The sequence below is a fragment of the Neobacillus phoenicis genome (assembly GCF_047302305.1).
Lineage (GTDB): Bacteria > Bacillota > Bacilli > Bacillales > Cytobacillaceae > Neobacillus.
Map to the genome: position 1 here is coordinate 2,471,791 of NZ_CP154847.1, position 23,825 is coordinate 2,495,615.

At 35.9% G+C, this 23,825-nt stretch carries 32 protein-coding genes; 23 read left to right on the forward strand and 9 right to left on the reverse strand.

The window, feature by feature from the left end:
• Positions 1–39 precede the first annotated feature (39 nt).
• From AA0X95_RS12795 to AA0X95_RS12815, 5 genes are all read left to right on the forward strand, one after another.
• Positions 40–1,437 carry a sigma-54 interaction domain-containing protein gene (locus AA0X95_RS12795; protein ID WP_413309381.1) on the forward strand — a complete coding sequence of 466 codons (1,398 nt, stop codon included), beginning with the start codon at positions 40–42 and terminating at the stop codon, positions 1,435–1,437.
• A 144-nt stretch (positions 1,438–1,581) separates the two neighbouring features.
• Positions 1,582–3,012: a lysine 2,3-aminomutase gene (gene ablA, locus AA0X95_RS12800; RefSeq protein WP_413309383.1), complete on the forward strand. Its 1,431-nt coding sequence runs from the start codon at positions 1,582–1,584 to the stop codon at positions 3,010–3,012.
• 11 nt (positions 3,013–3,023) lie between these two features.
• Positions 3,024–3,308 carry a YokU family protein gene (locus AA0X95_RS12805; protein WP_413309385.1) on the forward strand — a complete coding sequence of 95 codons (285 nt, stop codon included), beginning with the start codon at positions 3,024–3,026 and terminating at the stop codon, positions 3,306–3,308.
• A gap of 79 nt (positions 3,309–3,387) precedes the next feature.
• Positions 3,388–3,615 carry a YozE family protein gene (locus AA0X95_RS12810; RefSeq protein WP_413309387.1) on the forward strand — a complete coding sequence of 76 codons (228 nt, stop codon included), beginning with the start codon at positions 3,388–3,390 and terminating at the stop codon, positions 3,613–3,615.
• A gap of 131 nt (positions 3,616–3,746) precedes the next feature.
• Complete coding sequence (locus tag AA0X95_RS12815; RefSeq protein ID WP_413309388.1) at positions 3,747–4,442, forward strand: hypothetical protein; 696 nt, start codon at positions 3,747–3,749, stop codon at positions 4,440–4,442.
• Between the two features lie 2 nt (positions 4,443–4,444).
• Here the strand turns inward: AA0X95_RS12815 and AA0X95_RS12820 are convergent, their stop codons facing one another.
• Entirely contained in the window at positions 4,445–4,612 is a 168-nt protein-coding gene (locus AA0X95_RS12820; protein ID WP_413309390.1) for a hypothetical protein, read from the reverse strand.
• 190 nt (positions 4,613–4,802) lie between these two features.
• Here AA0X95_RS12820 and AA0X95_RS12825 point away from each other — a divergent pair, with 190 nt between their 5' ends.
• The 4 genes from AA0X95_RS12825 to AA0X95_RS12840 all read left to right on the forward strand — a co-directional run bounded on the left by AA0X95_RS12825 (position 4,803) and on the right by AA0X95_RS12840 (position 7,348).
• Complete coding sequence (locus AA0X95_RS12825; RefSeq protein ID WP_074432829.1) at positions 4,803–4,976, forward strand: YozD family protein; 174 nt, start codon at positions 4,803–4,805, stop codon at positions 4,974–4,976.
• A 369-nt stretch (positions 4,977–5,345) separates the two neighbouring features.
• Complete coding sequence (locus AA0X95_RS12830; RefSeq protein WP_413309392.1) at positions 5,346–6,143, forward strand: serine/threonine-protein kinase; 798 nt, start codon at positions 5,346–5,348, stop codon at positions 6,141–6,143.
• A gap of 12 nt (positions 6,144–6,155) precedes the next feature.
• Positions 6,156–6,926, forward strand: a complete 771-nt coding sequence (locus tag AA0X95_RS12835; protein ID WP_413309394.1) for a sporulation protein — start codon at positions 6,156–6,158, stop codon at positions 6,924–6,926.
• A gap of 113 nt (positions 6,927–7,039) precedes the next feature.
• Positions 7,040–7,348, forward strand: coding sequence for a YodL domain-containing protein (locus AA0X95_RS12840; RefSeq protein ID WP_413309396.1), 309 nt, complete (start codon positions 7,040–7,042; stop codon positions 7,346–7,348).
• Between the two features lie 48 nt (positions 7,349–7,396).
• Here AA0X95_RS12840 and AA0X95_RS12845 read toward each other — a convergent pair whose 3' ends face one another.
• A complete protein-coding gene (locus AA0X95_RS12845; protein WP_413309398.1) occupies positions 7,397–7,525 on the reverse strand; it encodes a hypothetical protein in 129 nt (42 codons plus the stop codon).
• A gap of 149 nt (positions 7,526–7,674) precedes the next feature.
• On the opposite strand from AA0X95_RS12845, the gene deoD reads away from it, so the two are divergent.
• The 6 genes from deoD to AA0X95_RS12875 all read left to right on the forward strand — a co-directional run bounded on the left by deoD (position 7,675) and on the right by AA0X95_RS12875 (position 15,280).
• A complete protein-coding gene (gene deoD / locus AA0X95_RS12850) occupies positions 7,675–8,379 on the forward strand; it encodes a purine-nucleoside phosphorylase (protein WP_413309400.1) in 705 nt (234 codons plus the stop codon).
• Positions 8,380–8,550: 171 nt separating this feature from the next.
• The gene (locus tag AA0X95_RS12855) at positions 8,551–10,746 is read left to right on the forward strand and encodes a heavy metal translocating P-type ATPase (protein ID WP_413309402.1); all 2,196 of its coding nucleotides are present in this window, start codon (positions 8,551–8,553) and stop codon (positions 10,744–10,746) included.
• A 202-nt stretch (positions 10,747–10,948) separates the two neighbouring features.
• Positions 10,949–12,460 (forward strand): S41 family peptidase, encoded by a 1,512-nt coding sequence (locus AA0X95_RS12860; protein WP_413309404.1) that lies wholly within the window; start codon positions 10,949–10,951, stop codon positions 12,458–12,460.
• Between the two features lie 126 nt (positions 12,461–12,586).
• Positions 12,587–13,396, forward strand: coding sequence for a hypothetical protein (locus tag AA0X95_RS12865; protein ID WP_413309406.1), 810 nt, complete (start codon positions 12,587–12,589; stop codon positions 13,394–13,396).
• Positions 13,397–13,455: 59 nt separating this feature from the next.
• The gene (locus AA0X95_RS12870; protein ID WP_413309408.1) at positions 13,456–14,379 is read left to right on the forward strand and encodes a CobW family GTP-binding protein; all 924 of its coding nucleotides are present in this window, start codon (positions 13,456–13,458) and stop codon (positions 14,377–14,379) included.
• 73 nt (positions 14,380–14,452) lie between these two features.
• Entirely contained in the window at positions 14,453–15,280 is an 828-nt protein-coding gene (locus AA0X95_RS12875) for a hypothetical protein (RefSeq protein WP_413309410.1), read from the forward strand.
• Positions 15,281–15,339: 59 nt separating this feature from the next.
• Here the strand turns inward: AA0X95_RS12875 and AA0X95_RS12880 are convergent, their stop codons facing one another.
• Positions 15,340–15,585, reverse strand: coding sequence for a DNA alkylation repair protein (locus AA0X95_RS12880; RefSeq protein ID WP_413309412.1), 246 nt, complete (start codon positions 15,583–15,585; stop codon positions 15,340–15,342).
• A gap of 96 nt (positions 15,586–15,681) precedes the next feature.
• Here AA0X95_RS12880 and AA0X95_RS12885 point away from each other — a divergent pair, with 96 nt between their 5' ends.
• Positions 15,682–15,954, forward strand: coding sequence for a hypothetical protein (locus AA0X95_RS12885; RefSeq protein WP_413309414.1), 273 nt, complete (start codon positions 15,682–15,684; stop codon positions 15,952–15,954).
• A gap of 10 nt (positions 15,955–15,964) precedes the next feature.
• Positions 15,965–16,438 (forward strand): FixH family protein, encoded by a 474-nt coding sequence (locus tag AA0X95_RS12890; RefSeq protein ID WP_413309416.1) that lies wholly within the window; start codon positions 15,965–15,967, stop codon positions 16,436–16,438.
• A gap of 23 nt (positions 16,439–16,461) precedes the next feature.
• Here AA0X95_RS12890 and AA0X95_RS12895 read toward each other — a convergent pair whose 3' ends face one another.
• The 4 genes from AA0X95_RS12895 to AA0X95_RS12910 form a co-directional block, all read right to left on the reverse strand.
• Positions 16,462–16,866 (reverse strand): hypothetical protein, encoded by a 405-nt coding sequence (locus AA0X95_RS12895; protein WP_413309418.1) that lies wholly within the window; start codon positions 16,864–16,866, stop codon positions 16,462–16,464.
• A 100-nt stretch (positions 16,867–16,966) separates the two neighbouring features.
• On the reverse strand, positions 16,967–17,437 hold the full coding sequence (locus tag AA0X95_RS12900; RefSeq protein WP_413309420.1) for an Hsp20/alpha crystallin family protein: 471 nt from the start codon (positions 17,435–17,437) through the stop codon (positions 16,967–16,969).
• A 22-nt stretch (positions 17,438–17,459) separates the two neighbouring features.
• Positions 17,460–17,702, reverse strand: a complete 243-nt coding sequence (locus tag AA0X95_RS12905) for a spore germination protein (protein ID WP_413309422.1) — start codon at positions 17,700–17,702, stop codon at positions 17,460–17,462.
• Between the two features lie 15 nt (positions 17,703–17,717).
• Positions 17,718–17,960, reverse strand: a complete 243-nt coding sequence (locus tag AA0X95_RS12910) for a spore germination protein (RefSeq protein ID WP_307287127.1) — start codon at positions 17,958–17,960, stop codon at positions 17,718–17,720.
• Positions 17,961–18,184: 224 nt separating this feature from the next.
• Between AA0X95_RS12910 and AA0X95_RS12915 the strand changes: the two genes are divergently transcribed.
• Together AA0X95_RS12915 and AA0X95_RS12920 are read left to right on the forward strand one after the other, a co-directional pair.
• On the forward strand, positions 18,185–18,952 hold the full coding sequence (locus tag AA0X95_RS12915) for an SDR family oxidoreductase (protein WP_413309424.1): 768 nt from the start codon (positions 18,185–18,187) through the stop codon (positions 18,950–18,952).
• 102 nt (positions 18,953–19,054) lie between these two features.
• Positions 19,055–19,213, forward strand: coding sequence for a hypothetical protein (locus AA0X95_RS12920; protein WP_413309426.1), 159 nt, complete (start codon positions 19,055–19,057; stop codon positions 19,211–19,213).
• Between the two features lie 49 nt (positions 19,214–19,262).
• On the opposite strand, the gene AA0X95_RS12925 is transcribed toward AA0X95_RS12920, so the two are convergent.
• On the reverse strand, positions 19,263–19,823 hold the full coding sequence (locus AA0X95_RS12925) for a GNAT family N-acetyltransferase (protein ID WP_413309428.1): 561 nt from the start codon (positions 19,821–19,823) through the stop codon (positions 19,263–19,265).
• Between the two features lie 306 nt (positions 19,824–20,129).
• On the reverse strand, positions 20,130–21,257 hold the full coding sequence (locus tag AA0X95_RS12930; RefSeq protein ID WP_413309430.1) for an amidohydrolase: 1,128 nt from the start codon (positions 21,255–21,257) through the stop codon (positions 20,130–20,132).
• Between the two features lie 185 nt (positions 21,258–21,442).
• Here AA0X95_RS12930 and AA0X95_RS12935 point away from each other — a divergent pair, with 185 nt between their 5' ends.
• From AA0X95_RS12935 to AA0X95_RS12950, 4 genes are all read left to right on the forward strand, one after another.
• A complete protein-coding gene (locus AA0X95_RS12935; RefSeq protein ID WP_413309432.1) occupies positions 21,443–21,766 on the forward strand; it encodes a DUF4870 domain-containing protein in 324 nt (107 codons plus the stop codon).
• 95 nt (positions 21,767–21,861) lie between these two features.
• Positions 21,862–22,059, forward strand: coding sequence for a PLD nuclease N-terminal domain-containing protein (locus AA0X95_RS12940; protein ID WP_309861524.1), 198 nt, complete (start codon positions 21,862–21,864; stop codon positions 22,057–22,059).
• Positions 22,059–22,967 carry an ATP-binding cassette domain-containing protein gene (locus tag AA0X95_RS12945; RefSeq protein ID WP_413309434.1) on the forward strand — a complete coding sequence of 303 codons (909 nt, stop codon included), beginning with the start codon at positions 22,059–22,061 and terminating at the stop codon, positions 22,965–22,967. Before AA0X95_RS12940 ends, AA0X95_RS12945 begins: the two co-directional genes overlap by 1 nt.
• On the forward strand, positions 22,964–23,743 hold the full coding sequence (locus tag AA0X95_RS12950) for an ABC transporter permease (RefSeq protein WP_413309436.1): 780 nt from the start codon (positions 22,964–22,966) through the stop codon (positions 23,741–23,743). The genes AA0X95_RS12945 and AA0X95_RS12950 overlap by 4 nt, the downstream gene beginning before the upstream one ends.
• Positions 23,744–23,825 lie beyond the last annotated feature (82 nt).

Sequence of the window (23,825 nt, forward strand, 5' to 3'; positions counted from 1 at the left end):
TTGGCACCTTTAAAAATGGCAAGAAGGGCAGGTGATGTAATGGTTCAATTAACAGCTTTAACAGAAGAAGTTTTATCAGCTATTCTAAAAAGTATAGATGAAGGTATTCATGTTGTTAATACAGAAGGAAAAACAATCTTTTATAATGATGTGGCAGCTAAGCATGATGGCATGGAAGTAAAGGAAGTACAAGGGAAGCATTTAATTGATGCATTTCCCTCCCTGACAGAGGAATCTAGTACTCTTTTAAAAGTGATAAAAACAGGTAAGCCTATTTACAACCAAACACAGGTTTATCTAAATGTCCATGGAACAAGAATTGATACCATTAATACCACTTTACCCATTTTTTTAGGAAAAGAGATTATCGGTGCAGTTGAAATTGCAAAAGATTATTCGAGGATGAAGCTCCTTGCAGAAAGGCTATTAGATCTACAAAAAGGGGTAAATAGGACAACCAAGAAAAAGGTAATAAAGCAAGTAAATTATACATTTGCGGATTTGAAAACAGTAAACCCCATTTTTATCAGTACGAAAGAGGAAGGGAAGAAACTCGCAAAATCTGATTCTCCAATTCTTGTATATGGAGAATCAGGTACGGGCAAGGAATTATTTGTACAGGGGATTCATCACGAATCCATCCGTTCTGGTGGCGCATTTATAGCTCAAAATTGTGCAGCTATTCCAGAAACTTTATTAGAAAGTATTCTTTTTGGTACAGCTAAAGGAAGCTATACTGGTGCCGTGGACCGTAAAGGATTATTTGAACTTGCGGATGGGGGAACATTATTTTTAGATGAATTACATACGATGCCCATTGAACTACAAGCAAAGCTATTAAGGGTGTTAGAGGATGGGATTATTAGAAGGGTAGGAAGTTCGCAAAACATTTCTGTAGATGTACGCGTAATTGCAGCAATGAATGTGCATCCAAGTATTGCACTTCAAGACCAAAAACTTCGATCCGATCTCTATTATCGGTTAAATGTGTTCACTTTTTCTCTTCTCCCCTTGAGAGAAAGAAAAGATGATATTTTATTTTTAACAAACAACTTTATGAAGGAATTTAACCGTAAACTGGGGAAAAATATTTATGGTTTGGAAAAGAAACTTGAGTTGTTTTTTATTGAATATCAGTGGCCTGGAAATGTCAGAGAACTAAAACATACGCTTGAATACATGATGAATGTTTGTGAAGGGACACAGTTAAGAGTTGAAGAATTGCCGATGATGCTGAAACATCATGCTACCCCATTAAAGGACAAAAGTATTAACCAGTTTGAAAATTTGTCGTTAAGGAAAAATATGGACGATATAGAAAGAGAGCTTATTAAAAATGCTCTTGAATTGAGTGAAGGTAATGTGAACCAAGCGGCAAAACTTTTAGAGATTCCCAGACAAACGCTGCAATACAAAATGAAGAAGTGGATGGATTAAAAAAGTGCCGATTTTTCGGCATTTTTTTATGCTTTAAAAACTGAAATTTAAGAAATTTTAGAAAAAAGTACTTCCTTTACTGGTTTATAACGTTGGCACGAAACTTGCATATTATTTAATAAAGCCAGTTAGGGGGAAATGAATATGAAGCAATTCCTATATAAACCAAGCAGATATTGGAAGGATATAGAACTTTGGAAAGATGTAACTGAAGAGCAATGGAATGATTGGCTCTGGCAACTAACTAACACGATTCGTACTTTAGATGACCTTAAGAAAGTAATTAATTTAACTCCAGAAGAAGAAGAGGGGGTACGGATTTCAACAAAAACAATCCCCTTAAATATTACACCTTACTATGCATCATTAATGAACCCAGATGATCCACGTTGTCCAATCAGAATGCAATCAGTACCTATATCAAAAGAGATATATAAGACAAAATATGACCTGGAAGACCCTTTGTATGAAGATGAAGATTCACCTGTCCCTGGATTAACTCACCGTTATCCCGATCGTGTTCTCTTTCTTGTCACCAATCAATGTTCGATGTATTGCCGCTATTGTACTAGGAGGCGATTTTCAGGACAAATTGGAATGGGTGTTCCCAAAAAACAGTTGGATGCTGCCATTAACTATATTAGGCAAACACCAGAGGTACGTGATGTGTTAATATCCGGCGGTGATGGGTTATTAATAAATGATAATATTTTAGAATATATCCTCAAGAATTTACGAGAAATTGACCATGTAGAAATAATTAGAATAGGGACTCGTGCACCTGTTGTTTTCCCACAACGAATTACTGAGAACCTCTGCAATATTCTAAAAAAATATCATCCAATTTGGTTGAATACCCATTTTAATACTTCGATTGAGATTACAGAGGATTCTAAGAGAGCTTGTGAAATGCTTGCCAATGCAGGTGTACCGGTAGGAAACCAGTCTGTCATTTTAGCAGGCATAAATGACAGTGTTCCAATCATGAAGAGACTCATGCATGACCTTGTAAAAATCCGAGTACGCCCATACTATATTTATCAATGTGATCTTTCAGAGGGTATTGGACACTTCCGGGCACCTGTATCTAAAGGGCTTGAGATTATTGAGGGACTCCGTGGTCATACGTCAGGATACGCAGTACCAACTTTTGTTGTTGATGCACCTGGCGGAGGCGGGAAAATTGCTTTACAGCCCAATTATTTAATTTCTCAAAGTCCTGAAAAGGTCGTCCTTCGTAATTTTGAGGGTGTAATTACTTCCTATCCCGAGCCCGAAAACTACATCCCTGGGAGAGCGGAAGGCTATTTTAAAGAAATATATCCTGAAATGGAAGAAAAAAGGTCTGTTGCGGGTATTGCTGGTATTATGAATGACCAGCATTTTAATCTTGTTCCAGAAGGTCTAACAAGGCTTAACCGACGTAAAGATTACAATCAAGATCCTACACATACTTCATTAAAGGATAAGCGGAGTAAACGAGATGAATTAAAAGAAAAAAAATTCAAAGCGGTTACCCAGAAGGAGACGGGAACCACCGAAACACAACCAAGCGTAGATGCTATGAAAGATTAAGAGGTGGGAGTATGAAAATTGAATGTGAATGGTGTGCTAGTCCAAACGTAGATAGAATTGTTGACTCGGTATACTGGGAATTACCAGATGGGACGCGAGCAATCGAGATCTCACAAACTCCTACCTATTGCTGTAGAGATTGTTCTATGACTTACCAAAGTGAGGTAATAGTAAAGGAAATAGAAAATCACTTATTCTTAATTGATTGTAAACAGGTTTCTAAAGTAATTACCTTTGAGGATTTGATGAAAATACCAAGGTTGTTGAAAAGGAATTACTTTGACTTTTCCTCTTAAATATATAAGCTGGACGATACTGTGAGTATTCGTTATCATATATCACATAAGTGAATTTCAATAGGAAGGCGTTTGTGTGATGAGTAAATCCTTTTATCATTTTTTAATGAAATATAGACATCCAGCACCAAAAGATCGCATTAGTTTATTTGCAAACCATGCCTATATGGACCATAGCTTTCCGAAATCCTCAAAGGATTACCAGGAACTCAGTTCCTACTTAGAACTAAATGGTCAATATTTAGAGTCAATGTCTACTTTTGATGAGGCATGGCAGCTATATATTAATGCTGAAAGCAAAAATTAAATAGGTGAAAGAAATCGCTTCTTGATGGAGGCGATTTTTTCATTTTACAAATGGTATGCGCGATATCGATTCTCATGCATATACTATTGTAATCAAAATTCACGACTTAGCATTTGAGGGGATGGGAGGAAATGGCAAAACGGAGAAAACCGAAGTATAAGATCGGTGATACGGTCGTGATTACAATTTATGGTACTGTTGGCAGGGTAACAGATGTTAAATGGTTAGATGGGAAATATGTTTATGAAGTGAATAAAAGTGATGGTTTATTTTTGGAATCGGCCTTACAAATGCTATCAGAATATGAAGGTACTGTTGTGGAGCAGGAGCAAATTGATATTGAATATAAGTTTTTTTTCGGTGATTTAGTTCAGGTAAGCGGTTATGGTGCTGATTTATTTAAAGTTGTCGGCTTTCGGACAGAAATTTGGCGCTACAAAGAAGATGCCTGGGAAGATGTTATTTATGAGCTTTCAAGGGTAAGTGACGGAGAATGGCTGGAAGCAGGCGAAGAGGAATTAACACTAGTAGCGGACGCTGAAAGTGCAGATACATTTATACAAAAATTAGGTCTTTTATACTTAGTAAATAAACAGGATCAAGCAGTAAAAAATACAAACTTAAAAAATTTAATAAGGAAAGCAGAGTTTGAAGAAATAGAAAGAAAAAAAGAAAAGAAAGAACTCATTGATAATCTCTTAGATATATTTAATGATTATCGGATCCTATATGAATTGTTTCATGACCAAGAATACTACCAAGTTATGCGGGTCATTCTTAGGAAATTAGAAAGTCTTGTAAATAATGATGGTAAAAGTCCTGTATAATCCTACCATCTGGCAATCTCAAATAATAAATACAAAACAAATGGAATTCCGCCCCACTTAATTAGGAAAAACATCGTTTCCAATATTTTCTCAAAAAGTTGGAGGGTAAGACTATCCTCCTGATTAACATCTTCAACCCATGCCTCTAACATCAATTGGAATTTAGACATTGTTTTCACCCCATCGCTTTCTTTTTACTAATCCTATGCTTGTCCAAGCGATAAAAGACATGTTTTTTCATTGAAATCTCTCTTTATTTAATTTCAGTGAAGAAAAGTGGTTTATAGGCAATTGCTTTCCAAAGTAAATAGCATGAAAAGGCCATGTACATCATACATTCTGTAAAAAGGGGGCGATGCTATGAGAGAAATTGAAGTATTTATTGATACTGAAGAAATTGCCGAATTTTTCTTTCATGAGCTTGTAAAAAGGGGATACGTTCCTAGTGAAGAGGAATTAGAGGAATTAGCCGATATTACTTTTGAATATTTAATTGAAAAGAGTATTATCGATGAGGAAGTACAGGATGATTAGTAATGAATAATTCCGGGAGAAATAAGATGTTTTCTTCCTTTAAGATAAAATAAAGACGAAAGCCGAGCATAGGTTGCTCGCTTTTTGTTTTTTACAGACTTATTGAAAAATTATTTGCCATCGTGAAACCTTGTTGGGGTTTCATCGTATTAAGAAGTATGAAGAAAAGGAGGAGGATTTAATGTTAAAAAAAATCCTTAAATCAATCTTAAAAAGTAAGATGACTCACAAGTACGGCTCCTCAAGCGATGCATGGAAGAAGCATAAACACCATAAGCATAGCCATTTAGGACATCATCACTATAAGAAGAAATATAAGAGCAGAAGTTCTATATCTAGTTTTTTTAGCAGCTAGTAAGGTGATTGGATATGCTTAGGAAATTAACATTATTTATTTCTAATATTATGGAGAAACCACTACCTACTGATGAGGTTTTTGCTAACCGTTATAAGGTATTGGAGTATCTCGGAAGCGGCAGCTACGGACATAGTTATTTAGTTTTTGATTTCTTAAGCAAACAGAATAAAGTATTAAAATCCCTTCGGTATCATAAGAGAATAACCCATTCTGGAAGGAAGGGATTTGAACTAGAAAAAGAATTATTACGATCGATTAAACATCCTGGATTTCCTAAATATTTTGAGGGCGGCACCTTTAAAAGCATTCCCTATTATACAATGGAATTTATTAATGGTAAGAATTTTGAACAGCTTATTTTTAACGAAGGTAAGAAAATCACTGAAACAGAAGCTTTTAAGTTTGCAGATGAATTACTTCAGTACATTGAATTCTTGCATATTCAAAACATTATTCATAGAGACATTCGCATCCCTAACGTAATTTTTGATGGTACTAGAATTCGTCTGATAGATTTAGGATTAGGTAGGTATCTTACAAAGAAAGATAGATACCTAGAAAAGAAAAATGAAGATGTAAGGAAACAATTTAACTACCAAGCTGACTTTTACGGGCTAGGCCACTTTCTTTTGTTTCTCCTATATTCGAACTTTACTTTCGATGATGACAGGAAAGAAAAAAGCTGGGAAGAAGAACTAGATATTTCAGTAGAAGCCAAACAAATTATTAGGAGGCTCTTGCAGATAGATTCAGCGTATGAACAATGCGCACAAATAAGAGCTGATTTAAAAAAATTTCACTTAATTTAGGAGGAGAATGTTATGTCTTTCTTTGACAAAGTATTTGCAAGCGTGGGTATTGGTGCTGCATCAGTGGACACAAAGCTAGAAAAAGACACTTACATGCCTGGGGAAACAGTACAAGGGGTTGTTGAAATTAAGGGTGGAAAGGTTGAACAGCAAATAGATGAAATTTATCTTTCACTCAATACAACTTATTTAAAAGAGTCAGATGATCGAAAATATAACGTAACTGCTACCATTGATCGTTTTCGTCTAACTACACCTTTTACAATCAGGTCAAACGAAAGAAAAGAAATCCCGTTTACTTTCCAGTTACCGTATGATACACCATTATCTATTGGCAGATCAAAAGTCTGGGTAACAACAGGACTGGACATAAAAGGCGGGGTAGACCCAAGTGATAAGGATTATTTAAAGGTAATTCCTAATCAATTAATGACCGCTGTTTTTAACGCGGTAGATAATTTAGGCTTCAGAATTAGAGAAGCGGACTGTGAAGAAGCACCACGTCGCATACGAGGCCGGTTACCCTTCGTTCAAGAATTTGAATTTGTCCCAACATCAGGTCTATTTCGCGGTAAATTAGATGAGTTAGAAGTGGTGTTTTTATCTTCAGGTAATGGCACTCTAGATCTGATGTTCCAAGTGGACCGACGTGCGAAAGGACTTTCAGGATTATTCTCAGAAGCGATGGGAATGGATGAAACGAATGTAAGATTAACGGTATCTAATGCAGATCTTCCTAATTTACAACAAAAAATTCAGAATGTAATACAAAGATATTCATAATAAGCAAAAAAAAGCCTACTCGACAAAAAAAGTTAGTATTCTACAGAGGATTCGACAAGGTCTACATCTAATTATTAGAATAGAAAATAAATTCTATTAATTGGAGGTACAAGATGATCAGAGTATTAACGAGAAAGCCCTGTATCCAATATGATGTGACGATCTTTCAAACTCCAAAGTACCGTGAAAATAAAGGCTATAAACAGGTCTATAGAACGACCATTCCTGCTGCAGGCCGCGAACAATGCTTGCAAGAAACCTTTAGCCGCTTTAATGTAACTGACAGAATACCTTCAAATTACAAAGGGAGATTCCTCTCAACAGGTGACATTATATTAATTGATGAGGGACGCGGCGGACAGCATTATTATCAGTTACAGACTGGCGGATGGGTCCCTATTAATAGAATAATGATACGTTAATAAACCTAAGGGATATTTCCTTAGGTTTACTTTATTATTGCATTATCGTTATTGTTTTCTTCCACCATCAGCTCTATTTTCTTTTGCGTGTGCTTCATGCTCTGCCACAATAGCCTCAGCAGGAATGTGATTATTTTTCTTTTGACCATTGATGCGGCTTCTATGTTTTTTTCCCATTATCTATTCCTCCTTTACGTCTAAAGATAGCTTTCCACAAATCAGAAAAAACATAACTATTTCTCTGAACGGTTTCTCAATAAAAACTGTTTATGATATATTGTTTATGGTACGAAGTGTAACGTACTTATTTGATTGGAGGTTTATTTATGAGCGTACATATTGGTGCAAAAGAAAATGAAATTGCAGAAACGGTCTTGCTGCCTGGAGATCCGCTGAGAGCGAAATACATTGCAGAAACTTTTTTAGAGGATGCTAAATGTTATAACGAAGTAAGAAATATGTTTGGATACACCGGAACTTACAAAGGAAAAAGGATTTCAGTTCAAGGAACAGGAATGGGTGTTCCGTCTATTTCTATTTATGTAAATGAGCTTATGCAAAGCTATAATGTGCAGAACTTAATAAGAGTTGGTACATGCGGCGCAATCCAAAAGGATGTAAAAGTCCGAGATGTTATTCTAGCTATGACAAGTTCTACAGACTCGAACATGAATCGACTAACTTTTGGACATGTTGATTTTGCACCTTGTGCAGATTTTGACTTACTTAAAAAGGCGTATGATGCAGGTGTCGAAAAGGGACTTAATTTAAAAGTTGGAAATATCTTTACTGCAGATTCATTCTATAATGATAATGCAGAACTTGAAAAATGGGCCAAGTATCAGATTTTAGCCATTGAAATGGAAACGACAGCATTATATACGTTAGCAGCCAAGTTTAACCGTAAAGCTCTTTCTGTTCTAACTGTTAGTGATCATATTCTAACAGGTGAAGAAACTACAGCAGAAGAAAGACAATTAACTTTTAATGATATGATTGAGGTAGCTTTAGAAGCTGCCACTAAGGAATAAAGAAATATACTGCCTCTTCCAACTAGGAAGAGGTTTTTTCTGTAACGGAAAGGAACTTGGCACCATGATGGAGAATTAAATTGTAAAATAAAAAGGCAAATATGTGACTAATTAAATGATTTTATTGATAAAAATAGGGTGCAGGGGTATAGTACAAATGAGGTGAACGAAATGAAAGAGCAACTCAAAGTTGATATTACGGGAATGACCTGTGCAGCTTGTTCAGCTAGGATTGAAAAGGTTTTAAATAAGCTAAATGGTGTTGAAGCAAATGTCAACTTGGCTATGGAAAACGCATCCATTACATATGATAAAGAATTAGTTTCAAGTAATGAAATCATTACAAAAATTGAAAAACTCGGCTATGGAGCACGTTTAGAAGTGGATCAAAGAGAAACAAAGCAGCAATATAGAGAAGAAGAGATAAGACATAAGAAGCGTATGTTTTCCCTTTCTGTTATCTTGTCATTGCCACTTTTATACACTATGCTTGCCCATATGCCAATGGATACTGGCTTGCCTATGCCTAGGGTGATGATGAACCCGTGGTTTCAATTGTTGTTAGCCACACCAGTGCAATTTTATATTGGAGGACCCTTTTATATGGGTGCTTACAAGGCACTTAAAAATAAGAGTGCTAACATGGATGTCCTTGTAGCTTTAGGTACATCTGCAGCCTATTTCTACAGTCTTGCAGAAGGTATTAAAACCATCAACAATCCTTATTATTTTCCGCATCTATATTTTGAAACTAGCGCAGTTCTTATTACTCTAATATTGTTAGGAAAGTTATTTGAAACATTAGCAAAAGGTAGAACGACCATCGCCATTTCAAAATTATTAAGTCTTCAAGCAAAAGAAGCAACCGTTATTAGAGAGGGTTCGGAATATCAAATCCCAATTGAAGAAGTGCTGGTTTCGGATCGATTACTAGTGAAGCCTGGAGAAAAAATTCCAGTAGATGGACAAGTATTATTAGGACAATCCTCTGTTGACGAATCAATGATAACTGGGGAATCGATCCCAGTAGAAAAATCTGTGGGAGATCGTTTAATCGGTTCCACTATTAATAAAAATGGAACGATAACAATGAAAGCTACAAAGGTGGGAAAGGATACAGCTCTAGCGGGAATTGTAAAGATTGTAGAAGAAGCACAAGGATCAAAGGCACCCATTCAACGTATTGCTGATGTCATTTCTGGCTATTTTGTACCAGTTGTTGTTTTTATTTCATTCGTTACCTTCTTGATTTGGTATTTTATAGAGAATCCCGGCGATTTTCCAACTTCTTTGGAAACGGCTATTGCTGTTCTTGTGATTGCCTGTCCATGTGCACTAGGGCTGGCAACACCCACATCTATAATGGTAGGAACAGGAAAAGGTGCAGAGATGGGAATCCTTTTTAAGGGTGGAGAGCATTTAGAAATTGCACATAGGATAAACGCCATAGTCCTTGATAAAACAGGAACTTTAACAAAAGGTCAACCAGTTGTTACTGATTTCATTGCCTATAGAGAGGAAAAGAAGGTCCTTCAATATTTAGTGTCTGCTGAGAAATCATCAGAACATCCGCTGGCTGAAGCTATTGTTAGATATGGTATGGAAAGACGATCTAGTACACTACCAGTTAAACGCTTTAAAGCTATTCCAGGTTATGGGATCGAGGCGAAAATTGGCGATGATGAAATATATGTAGGAACTCGGAAGCTAATGGATTTAAAAGCTATTTCTTATACGGAAAAAGAAAAAGAATTACTTCAATTTGAAAACGAAGGTAAGACAGCCATGTATATTGCAATAAATTCGACCATCATGGGGCTTGTTGCGGTAGCTGATACAGTAAAAGATACAGCTATGCAGGCAGTTTCTCAACTAAGCGAATTAGGCATCGAAGTGTATATGCTTACTGGTGATAATGAACGGACAGCAAAAGCCATTGCTTCTCAGGTGGGAATTACGAATGTTATTGCTGAGGTTCTCCCGGAAGAAAAGGCAAATCATGTAAGAGAACTGCAGCATAAAGGAATGAAGGTTGCAATGGTGGGGGATGGAATAAATGATGCACCCGCTCTTGCGGTTGCTGATATCGGTATTGCCATTGGTTCAGGTACAGATGTCGCTATTGAAGCAGCGGATATCACTATTCTTGGTGGAGAACTGTCATTGATTCCTAAAGCCATTTCTTTAAGTAAAAAGACAATGCAAAACATTCGTCAAAACTTATTCTGGGCTTTGATCTACAACACTGCAGGCATTCCAATCGCTGCTTTAGGATTATTAGCACCATGGGTAGCCGGAGCGGCAATGGCATTTAGTTCTGTATCTGTCGTGACTAACTCACTTCGTTTGAAGCGGGTTAAGATATAAAAATCTTATAATAACTGAAGAGGCTGACCATCAGCCTCTTTTTTTTGTATGAGAGATTTCTCAATTATTTTATTTCTTATTAATTTCATTAACTTTTCTTTGTTAATTTTAATAAAAAGATGTTATTCTAATCACTAAGGGTTTGCTTTTTGCTTCAAACATTTGTTAAGACTAGCTAGTACATATCTTATTTTTATGGTAAATGAAAGTGGTGAAAGCTTTGGAAGGAAAGAACATTGAGCAAGAAAAACTTGAAGGAGAGAAAGTTGAACAGGAGCAAGTTACTGAGAACAGATCCGGATATATCCGATTAAAGAAGTTTCACTTTATTATGCTGTTGTTTTTGATGGTTTTCTTATCAGCAGGAATTACAACAATTGCCTTTGCATTTGGTAAAGAAAAAGTGGTAACAGTTGGAACGGAAAGGTCAGAATTCAATAAGCTTTATGAAGCATTCGATACCTTGAAAAATGGCTACTTTAAAGAAGTAGATCAGAAAAAACTTATTAATGGTGCGATTAATGGAATGGTGGAATCACTTGACGATCCATATTCTGATTATATGAGTAATGAGGAAGCAAAAAGCTTTCATAGTAGTATTTCTTCTTCGTTTGAGGGGATTGGCGCAGAAATCCAAGAAAAGGATGGACATATTGTTATTGTTTCGCCAATCAAAGGTTCTCCTGCTGAAAAAGCAGGGTTAAAACCAAATGACATGATTATATCAGTAGATAGCAAAAGTCTTCAGGGGATGAACTCTACTGAAGCAGTTACTTTAATCAGGGGTAAAAAGGGAACGAAAGTAGAATTAACTATTCAAAGACCGGGAACAGAAGCTCCAATGACCGTTCCTATTATCAGAGATACGATTCCAATTGAGACTGTCTACGGAGAAATGGTAGATGATTCAATTGCAAAGGTACAAATCACAAGTTTTTCAAGTAACACTTCAAAAGAATTAGTTACCACTTTAAATGATTTACAAAAGAAGGGTATGAAAGGTTTAGTATTAGACCTTCGACAAAACCCTGGTGGATTATTAGATCAGGCAGTAAGTATTACAAGTATGTTTGTACCTAAAGGAAAAATTATCGTCAAAGAAGAAGATAGAAACGGAAAGATTAAGGAAATTGCTTCTCAAAATCAAGGTAATCCTGACTTACCGTTAGTTGTATTGATTGATAAGGGCAGTGCAAGTGCATCAGAAATTTTTGCTGCTGCTGTAAAGGAATCCGCAGGAATCCCACTAGTAGGTGAGAAATCCTTCGGTAAAGGTACTGTACAAACGGCAGAAGATTTTAAAGATGGTTCTAACCTAAAATATACAATCGCCAAATGGTTAACTCCAAATGGTAATTGGATTCACAAAAAGGGAATTGAGCCAGATGTAGCAGTAGCTCTTCCTGAATTTGCTACATTACCGATTATTGATCCAGAAAAAGAGCTGGCCTTTTCTAATTCTTCAACAGAAATTCAAACAGCACAGAAGATGTTAAAAGCTATTGGCTATGATCCGGGTCGTGAAGATGGGTTCTTTGATGAAAAAACAAAACAAGCTGTCATTGCTTTCCAAACGGCACAAAAGCTCCCTGCAAACGGAGTATTAAAAGGTGAATCCACCTTGAAATTGATGGAACTATTAAGAGATAAAATTAAAACAAGTGATACACAATTGCAAAAGGCTATTGAGGTTTTAAAAGGGAGAATGAAATAAAAATATGATAAACTCAGCTCACAAAAGAGCTGAGTTTATTTTTTTGTGAAAAGAAGTTAATGTGTATATTTATCACCCATCTTTCCGAGAATGGACAATAATATATAGAATGGGTGGTTAGATAAATTGAGAAAGCTTTGTATTGTTGTGATTGCATTTTCTTTCTTAGGTTTTGGTCCCTTGAAATCATTTTTTCAAAATGATTTAAAAACAGATGGTAAAGAAATTGGTGAAAATTCTTTTATCCAAAAATTGAAAGAAACAACTAAAATTCTTCCCTTAAGTGGAGAAGACTCAAAAGTAGAAACTTTTTTAATAACGGAAAATGAAATTAATAATAATTCTTTAAGTCCAAATCTAGCTATGATTATCAGTCGTGACGCTTCTAACAATAAATTTTCTTATGGAACTGTTCAAATTCCTCCCTTAAATGACGAGGGGGACTTTGACACTCTAAAAGAAATAGTTGAAAAAAACTATCACATACCAATCGACTATTGTTTTATTATTGATTCTTCCGGTGCAGCTAGAATGATTGATTTACTAGCTCCTAATGGAATTACTAGTCCATTTGCTGCTGACCATGATCTGACAGATCCAGAAATATTGAAAGGAAAAGAAATTGTCGACCTTATTAATCAGTTGCGTGATATACCTAATAGGGAGGAATACCTAGTGGGTGTCATTTCAGAGATAAGTAATGAAGTGAATAAGAATCAATCTGCAAACCAATGGTTTTCAATGGTCCCAGCACTCCTTAATGAGGCTCAACATAGTGTAAAGACTGATATTGCTAAGGGCGAGTTATTGCAGATAGGTCTCTCAGCCTTTATGAACCCTATAACTAAATTTGAAAAAATTCAAATGAACGAAGATCACTCAAAGGCAGTGAATGGTGATGTCCAGGTGGATAATCAAAAACCAATGATTAATTAACGCCTAATCCAATTATTCATATATAATAAAGGGGAGAAGATAGAAGAAGGGATAGGAAGATGAAAAAAGCAGAAATTTATATTTTATCAGGATTTTTAGGGAGTGGAAAAACAACCTTATTAAAACGATTATTAGAGGATGAACGGAGCCTAGGTAGGAAAGTAGCTGTCGTGATGAATGAATTAGGACAAGTTTCGATTGACTCAGATGCAATAGATGATGACGTCGAATTGAAAGAGTTACTTGGGGGATGTATATGCTGCTCAATTCAAGATAAGCTTGAATCCCAGCTTCAAGGCTTAATTGTAGAAGAAAAACCGGATGTTATTTACATAGAAACAACTGGAGCGGCACATCCTGTGGAAGTATTAGATGCCATCCTTTCTCCATTATTTGCAGATAAGTTATCAGTTAAGGGAATTATTACGACGATAGATGGTACGAGGTGGAAAGATCGAAAGGCATTAAGTCCACAGTTGCAACAGTTAATATTAGAGCAAGTAAGACATGCGGATTTTATTATTGTAAATAAAACAAATGAATTAAATGAGAAAGATCAAGCAAGTATGACCTTTGAAATTCAATCCATTAATTCGAATGCAAGATGTCTTCTTACAAACTATTCACAGGTTGCCATAGGGGATATTCGGAAGCTCGCTGTTTCATTTGAGGAAGCTGCTAAAAAAGATTCGCAACGAATACAATTGAACCTGACAACATTCGTTTATCAGTTTAAAAGCGCAGTCAGTCACTCTGATTTTGAATTGTTTTTAAAGCAACTTCCTGAAACAATTTATCGAATAAAAGGTTATGTAAAGTTTAGTTTATCTGATTTTCCAACTTTATTTCAATTTTCATATGGTATGCCATTATACATGAAGGAAAATATGAATTTACCCTTAAACCTTGTGTTTATTGGTGAGAATATCGATTGGAATAAGTTACAACAACAGCTCAATGTACTTGAAAAAAATAAAGAATAATGAAACTTTAGTGAATGATAAATGTCTCTTCAGGTAACTCTTTTAATGTAGTCAAAAACCATTAAAAGGGGGAATGCATTTGAAGAAGGCAGCTAGTATTTTAGTATTACTCTTTATCCTCTTTAATGGACAATGTGTTCTTGCTCAGTCTGATATTGACTATAAAATAGAAATGTTAAATTGGGATGAAGTCAATCAAATCTTACCAAAGTACTCAAAATTTATTGTCCTGGATGTAGAGACGGGAAAGCAATTTCATGTGCAAAGGCGGGCAGGTAGTCACCATGCGGATGTACAGCCGCTAACCCCAAAAGATACAAAAATAATGAAAAAAATATACGGGGGTAAATGGAGTTGGAAACGACGGGCGATCATTGTTATTCACAAGAATCAGTGGATCGGAGCATCAATGCATGGAATGCCACATGGAGCAGGTGCGCTTAAAAATAATTTTCCTGGTCATTTTTGTATTCACTTTTACGGTAGTACAACTCATCGAACAAATACCATGGACTTATCACATATGCTGATGGTCTTAAAAGCATCTGGAAAATTAAATGAATACTTAAGTAAAGCAAGTCCTTATGACGTAATAGACGCGTATATCGCAGGTATCAAACAACATGATACAAGAATTACTTCACAAATTTCACTGCAAAAGAATAAGTGGAGATCAGTATTTAGATTGGTTGAAAATATTCGTTTAGGTCGAATGGAACGATTGCCAGCAGAGGATTTAACAAGCGAAATAAGTTTGGATGTTCCAGTTGAAGTTGATTGGTACATAAAAAATAGAGGCAGACAGACCTATAGTGATACGATTCATTTAGTTCGCTTTTCACCATCAGATGCCTGGAAAGTGGATTCGGAGCATTTTTTAAATAAGAACAATCTTCCATAGAAAAAAACACCTTTAAATGAGGATTGCCTCAAATAAAGGTGTTTTCTATTGTGCGAAAATTATCTAGGTTGTTCACCAAACTTAATGAAAGTTCGCTCATCTTCAATTAAACCACAAGCTCCGCATTGAACTCGATATTCTGGGCCATTGTATGGGAGATGAAATGGTTCTAGAGTGTTTTCCTCGTATTCACGAACCACTTCACCAGACTGAGGATCTAGTTTTACAGAATGGGATACTTGCTGAATGATATTAAATCGACTTCGATTGGTTTTGCAATTAGGGCATTTATATGGGGTTGTCATTGTTTTTCTCCTTTCAATAAATTGTTAAAATTTATTTTTTGCAATAATGTTGGTAAATATGTAACAATGCAATTGAAGGATAAAGGAGGAATTGAGTTGCAGCAAGGAAAGCTCGATGGATTATTAGAGGAGTATCGTTCGATTTGGAATAACCGATTATTACATAAAGGAGACTGTAATAGCGAAGAAATATTAACCGAAGCAATCAAACGTGAGCTATTAGATGAAAACTCACATCCGAGAATCAGAAAAAGTAAGTATGAAAAATATTTTTTTGCAATAAAAAGGATAATAAATTCTTCAGTCTCAGAACAAACAAAAATTGCATTAATAAAAATTCATATGGAAATTATGGAAACAATCAGTTAGGGGGAGAAAGATGAAGAAGCTCATATTTGTTTTTATATCAATTTTAATTTTAAGCCTTATGGCATCCTGTAGTAATCAGCATGAAAATCATCCAGAACAGCCCCAAATGTTAGATGTAGACTTATCTGTTAACCCTGAAAAAGGGGAAATAAACGAACCAATTACATTCAATGCAAAAGTTACACAAGGCACGGAAAAGGTAAATGACGCAGATGAAGTCATCTTTGAGATTTGGCGTTCAAAAGATGAAAAACATGAAAAAGTAGAAATTAAAAACCCGAAAGATGGTGTCTATAGCCTAAAGAAGGACTTCCAGCAAGAGGGGACTTATTATATTATCTCTCATGTCACCGCAAGAGATATGCATAATATGCCTAAAAAGGAATTTATCGTTGGAACACCGAGTGAACCAGAAGATGCAGATGTAAAAGATTCGATGGATGGAATGGAAATGGATCAGAAGGAACAAGAAAATCATAATTAAAAAACAGCCTCTTGGCTGTTTTTTTATGAAGGTTCCTCTTTTTTGGCTCTTACATTCACTTTAGCTGTTCTCCCAAGCTTTTCATTTAGTTTTTCATTTACCTTCTCACTTATTTTATCTGTAAGTTCTCCCTCATAGTTTGTTCCAATATTTAATCTCCCTGATAATTCTTTAATTCCTAACTGCCCGAAATTATTGGCGTAATCTACATGGTGAATGACTATTTGATCTACTTTTAATTGCTCAATTAAAATGTTTGGAGGGCTTTCTCGTTCCTTTGGGTCAGTAGGTTGACACTTGCTTTCTGGTTCTGCCATATGCTGAAATTCATTCATTGTCGCTTCTAAGGAAGAGATTTTCTTTTCCAATTCTGCTATTTTCATTGATAATATTTTATTAACTTTAAATAAGCGAAAGAAGAATCGCATATAAACCCTCTATTCAGAATTGGAATATGAAAGGTAAAATGTTAGGGCACCTACTTTCATCATATTTAACTTTATAAGAAACATGCAAAAAAAAAGACGTTTACAAAATTTCTGTGACGTCGATTTGTGAATACTGCATATCAATATTTTTAGGGATTTTTACTTCAAGCATATTATCTTTATAGTTAGCAGTTGCTCCTTTCTTTTTCACAATGGCTGGCAGGGTAATGACATGCTTATCCTCATGCTGTGGGATATGTTCAACAATCAGCTGGTTTGATGTATGATAAATACGTAGATTTTTTATCCATTCATCATTCTTAATCGGTATACGAACGAAAACAAAATCATGTGTTTCGAAGGCTGTAGAATTCAATCCTCCCGTTGCTGTTGGTTGTTGAACGGATGATTGAACCCCACTAAAAAAGTCTTGAGGATTCATCCCACGCATGTTTGATGGCATGATCTTCCCCAATAAATCCTGAACATAGTTATCAATTTCCTCAGGCTTCATTTTCTGCATTTTGTCCTTCATATCTTTATTAAAAGGGAAAATATTCCAAGGGAACATTACATTTCATCCTTTCAGTTTGTTAAAATTGATTTGTAATTGGTGAGGAAGGGTTCAGAATTTGGTCTTGATCACTTACATCTGTATCGGCGACTCCATTTGTAGAGAAAGAAGTGCTTGGGGAGAAATCTCCAAGTGCCATGTTTGTTCCTACCCATTTTGTATTTGCAGTATGGCTATTATGGACTGCTGGCCCTAAAGAGATATTGGCATTATTATTTATGGAATTAGTTTTGATATTAAAAATATTTATTTGAAAAGGCATGGATTTTCAGTCCTTTTACATTTGATTGGAAACAACGTTTGCCGGATTTGCAATATCCCCCATATCATTTACATCCGGATCAATAAATACATTTTCCATGGCTGCAGTAGGAGGGGCAAAATCTCCAAAGGATGCATTTTGTCCTTGTGATTTCTGATTGGCAGTATGTGCGTTATGAAGGGCTTCCCCGATGTTGACAGACCCGTTGTTAGAAACACTGTTTATTTTCAGGCTAAAAATATTTATTACAGTCTGCATCCTGTCACATCCTTTATTAGTTTTCCATTGGAGCACAATCTTTCGCGGCTCCGCTTTGGTTGTTACCTCATACTATGCAATTGATTGCCCATCCGTTATTACTTCTTATGATAATCCCATCTAGCAAGCAGGTACCTTTCTCCAAAGTTTATTATTTGCATATATAATTGAATCTTTTTAACATATAGTATAGAGAAGGATTCTAAAATAGAGAGGTAATGTTCGTGAAAAAGAAAACGGCTTTGATTACAGGAGGAGCTTCTGGCATTGGCAAAAAAACCGCAGAGCATCTTGCGGAAAATGGATATCAGCTTGTGATCAACTACCGAAATAGTGAATCAGATGCTCTATCTTTAGTGAAGCATCTGAACGAAAGCTATGGGACAAAGAATTTAGCGGTTCAGGGGGATGTTGCTAAAGAAGAGGATTGTCATCATATCGTAAGTGAAGCTTTTTCCGCCTTTTCATCCATTGATGTATTAATACATAATGCTGGACCCTACATACATGAAAGAAAAAAGCTGACTGAATACTCATCTGAAGAATGGAATTATCTATTAAATGGGAACTTAACGGCAGTTTTCTGTTTGTCGAAATTAGTTATTCCTTCAATGCGTGTACAAAGATGGGGAAGAATTGTTACTTTAGGTTATGATCGAGTTGAAACAACACCTGGATGGGTCTATCGTTCTGCTTTTGCGGCAGCAAAGGCAGGATTGGCCTCGTTAACCAGGACAATTGCAATCGAGGAAGCAGAATTCGGAATAACTGCTAATATGGTTTGTCCTGGAGATATTACAAGTGAGTGGAAAGTAAGCAGTATTAAAGAGTCTCTTGATGCTAATAATGGATTGATTGGCAGACAGGGAACTGGAGAGGACATTGCAAGAGTCATTGCCTTTTTAACGGATGAAAAGTCCGATTTTATTACAGGGAGTATTATTCCAGTCACAGGTGGAGTAGATGTATTAGGTAAGGTATCAAAATCATAAATCCATGATAACCAAATTTTTAGAACAATTTGATTTTCCCGAATGAAAACAATTCCTTTTGTGGATAATAGATAGTAATCATCCATGAAAGGAGCAAAGAATATGAGTTTTAATATGAATAGAATTAATCCAAATCAAACACAAGTATTTTTTCATGATGGCCGCTTTGAAACGTTAACAAATGAGGAATTAGAAGATTTTTTGCTCCAGATGGGTCTAACTGATATGAATGAATCGATAGAGCAAAACGTAACGGATTAATATAGTTAATATATAAGTAAAAAAGCAATCGGTATTGAACCGATTGCTTTTATGCCTCCAATAATTGTTGGTCGTCTGTTTGTGATAAACCATTTCGCATGAGATATAAAGTGTATAAATCCTTTGGAATCTCGTATAAATCATATATGTCGCCACTAGCATTTAATTGTTCATAAACCGTTTTTCTTGTTTCGTTGGCTTTGACTACATAAGGAAGTTTTTCGGCAGCTTTTATGGAGCGAATATTTACCTTTCGAATGCGCATAAAAACAGTTTCAATTCCTACTTCGTAAAAAAGCTCATTGAAAAAGGCGTCTTTAGCAGGGCTATTGTATCCTTTGCCATGGTAAGGCTTCCCAAGCCAGGTGCCTAAAAACCCGGCGTTATCTTCAATATCAAATAAATTAATGGTACCAATTGGCGCGCCCCATTCATCAAGAATCGTTCTTGAGATTAATTCACCGCGCTCTTCAGCCTCAATCGTCTGTTTGGTAATAAATAAGAACTCTTCATATGAAGCAGCTTTATGACGTACAAAAGGGAAGACATCTGGGTGCGTCAATAATTCGTATAATGTGTGGCTGTCATGAAGATCACGTTTCTTAAGCATGAATATCCCTCCAGTAGGGCATACCGATCCCATGTCAAAAGAAGAAGCGGCCCACCCTCGAAATTTTTTATAAAGTTACTTAAAAAATTTCGGGGTGGGAATCGAACCCACTAGAACCAGTAAAACTGGTGGCGCACCATTTGCCTTCCCTATATCATTTTTTTTGTTAATGGATTTAGAAAAACCCCCAAAATTCTTCAGTCCTAAATGGACTCACTTAGAGTATGATACAAGAAAAATAGAAAAAAAGGAATAGTTTTTTTGGTGGAAATTCGATAATATTTTTTACCAATTTTCAACAAAATTCTACGTTTCTGAATACACCATTTCTCCACCAATCATCGTCCATTTCGGCTTTGCTAAGTAATGGAAAGGGTGATGACTCCAAAGTACTAAATCCGCATCCTTCCCTTCTTCGATACTCCCCACATTTTGGTCTATTTTTAAGTTTTTTGCTGGCAGAATAGTGATACCTTCAAGGGCTTTTTGCTCAGATAGACCTTCCCGTACAGCAATTCCAGCACAAATATTTAGATATTGTATAGGTGTATAGGGATGGTCTGTTGTAATGGATACCTCGACACCGTGGTTGGTTAATTCTTGATATGTTTTCCAGGTCTTGTTCTTTAATTCAACCTTAGACCTACGGGTTAAAGTTGGCCCCACTGATACTTTTAAATTTAAATTGGATAGCTCATTAGCAATTAAATGTCCTTCTGTGCAATGTTCTATCCGTAAGTCCAAATTAAACTCCTCAGCAAAGCGAAGGGCAGAAATAATATCATCGGCGCGGTGGGCATGAATTCTTACAGGAATCTCCCGTTTAAGTGCCATAACAATGGGAGCCGTTCTTAAATCTTCTGGAGTATCGGAATGATAAGCTTTATAAAAAGCCTCTCTAAGCATCCCCATAATACCCATTCTAGTAATGGAATCATTATTACCTTGACTGTGGATCCGCTTTGGATTTTCTCCTAAAGCAATTTTTAATCCTGCTACTTGCTGTACAATCATTTTCTTAATATTTTTACCTGTTGTTTTAATTACAGAGGTAGTCCCGCCAATGACGTTTGCACTTCCTGGCATGACATGTACTGTTGTTATTCCGCTTTTAACTGCATCGGTAAATGCCTGATCTAATGGATATACCCCATCCATAGCCCTAATATGGGGTGTTAAAGCTTCAGCTGTTTCATTTGCATCATTTCCAGCCCAGCCGGTGCCTTCATCATATAGACCCAAATGGGTATGCACATCAATAAACCCAGGAAAAAGATAGTGCTGCTGACAATCAATAACTTTTACAGAATGATCTGTAATGATACTCGAACCTACTTTTTTAATTTTACCGTTCTCAATCAGCACATCCCCTGATGAAATAGGTGTGGTGGTAATTGGATAAATAGTTGCGTTTTTTAATAGTATTTTCGTCATAATAGAACCTTTCTTCTAGGTGATAATGTATTTTATCTATTTTAGCAACTTATGTGCCTAAGGAAAAGCTTGAAATAGTTCGAATCCTTATATTTTTCCAATTTCTTATGATTTTTGAAACATTTAGAAGGATGGTGCGTAAATAATAAGGTAAGATTAAATATTTCCGATTGGGGGAAAAGAAAATGGCTCAAAGTGAAGAGAGATTGTTGGCTGCTGGTATCTATGTATTAAGTTTATTTTTTCCAGTTTTGGCTCCATTAATCATTTGGTTGTTAAAGAAGGATCAGTCATCATTTATTGATTATCATGGTAAAGAATATTTTAACTTCTTCATATCTTATACAGTTTACTTTATTATTAGTGGATTATTAATGATTGTCCTTGTAGGATTTGTGACTACTCCGGTCTTAGGAATAATGCTATTGGTATATACAATTATTGCAGCGATAAAAGCATATGAAGGAAATGATTACCGGTTCCCACTAATATTCAGATTAATTAAATAAAATGCCTGCCCGGCAAAATTTGTTGTCGGGTTTATATTGTGTTTATAGTACAATAGTCTTAGATAATAAAGAAACTATGGAAGGGGGAAATAAGAATGGATTCTATCGTAAGTAATCTTCCGATAATTGCACCAATCTTGATTATCCAACTTATTTTAATTGTTGTTGCAATCATAGATTTGGTTAGGATCGATCAAACCAAGGGACCGAAATGGTTATGGGTAATTATCATCTTATTCGTAAATATAATTGGACCAATTCTTTATTTTGTGATTGGAAGGAGAAATAATTGATGACTCTCGTCCAAATTAGTGGATTGAAAAAGAGTTTCCAAGGGACGGAAGTAATAAAAGGGCTGAATTTCACATTAGAAAAAGGGAAATGTATTGCCTTATTAGGTCCAAACGGGGCTGGGAAAACTACGACACTTAGGATGCTTTCGGGGTTAATGAGCCCAACAGAGGGATCGATTTTCTTTAGTGATGCAAAAAAAGGAGAAGACATACGTCATTTAATTGGTTATTTACCGCAGTTTCCAGTGTTTTACGAATGGATGACTGGATTAGAATTTTTGTCATATACAGGAAAATTGGCAGGGTTAACAGGTAAAGAAGCCAAGGAACGGTCACTAGAGCTTTTAGAACTTGTAGGAATAGTAGAAGCGAAAAATAGAAGAGTAGGTAAATATTCTGGAGGGATGAAGCAAAGGCTCGGAATTGCTCAGGCTTTAATCCATCGCCCTCAGCTCATCATGCTGGATGAACCTGTTTCTGCATTGGATCCGATCGGTAGGAGAGAAGTATTAGATCTTATCGAAGGTTTAAGAAAAGAAACCACCATTCTATTTTCTACCCATATATTAAGTGATGCTGAAGAAGTGTGTGACGAAATTCTGTTTTTACATAAAGGGGAAATTGTGGAATCTGGCTCCATGTCGGAATTACGTGAACGTTATCAGCAAACTAAAATTGATTTGTATTTCAAAGGTAAAGCAGAGGAATATGCATCGTTCTTTTCAACCCTTGAGGTAACACAATCTGTAATGAACGAAGGCAATCGGATGAGCATTTATGTTGAAAATCTTGTTCTTGCGAGGTCGGCATTTTTAAAAGTAATTTCTGATCATAATTTACCACTCGAAAAGTTTGAGATTAGTAGTATGACCCTCGAAGATGTGTTTATGAAGGTGGTAGGAAAATGAACCAATGGATGATTTTACTACAAAAAGAATTGCTGGAAATGTGGAGAAATTTTAAATGGATATGGGTACCGATAACTTTTATTCTACTTGGCGTTCAAAAACCGTTAACGTCTTATTATATGGAGCAAATTCTGGACTCATTTGGGGGCCTTCCTGAGGGAGCTAAGGTCGTGATTCCCACACCTTCTGCACCTGAGGTATTAATTCAAAGCCTTGGAGAATACTCGTCTCTTGGTGTATTAATTATTGTTTTGACTAGTATGGGAATAATTGCTGCAGAAAGAAAAAGTGGAGTCGCTGCTATGATTCTAGTGAAACCTGTTTCTTATCTATCCTTTATAACGTCCAAATGGATGGGTGCACTACTTTTAATATGGTTTTCATTCTTCATGGGATACTTGGCGACTTGGTATTATACTGGTATTTTGTTTGACTGGATTCCATTTGCGAGCTTTTTCCAATCGTTTTTATTATACGGTTTATGGCTTACAGTAGTTATAACAGTTACGTTGTTCTTTAGTGCTTTACTTTTAACACCAGGGATTGCTGCTTTTAGTTCATTAGCAAGTGTCATTGTAATAAGTCTAGTTAGCAGTACCTTATCTAATCGTTTGGAATGGAGTCCTGCTCAACTCACAAGCTATGCAAATGAGATACTTATTCAAAAAGGATTATCAGATAATACTTTGCCAGCAAGTTTGACTACCGCCGCTTGTATCCTTATTTTATTATTTTTAAGTGTATATGTTTTCAGGAAAAAAGAGCTTGCCGTATAGCGGTTAGCTCTCCTTGGCATTTATATTCTTAACCCTTTTGGGAGAAGTCTTTTCGTTAGGCAAAAGTTCTATAATGGTCTAT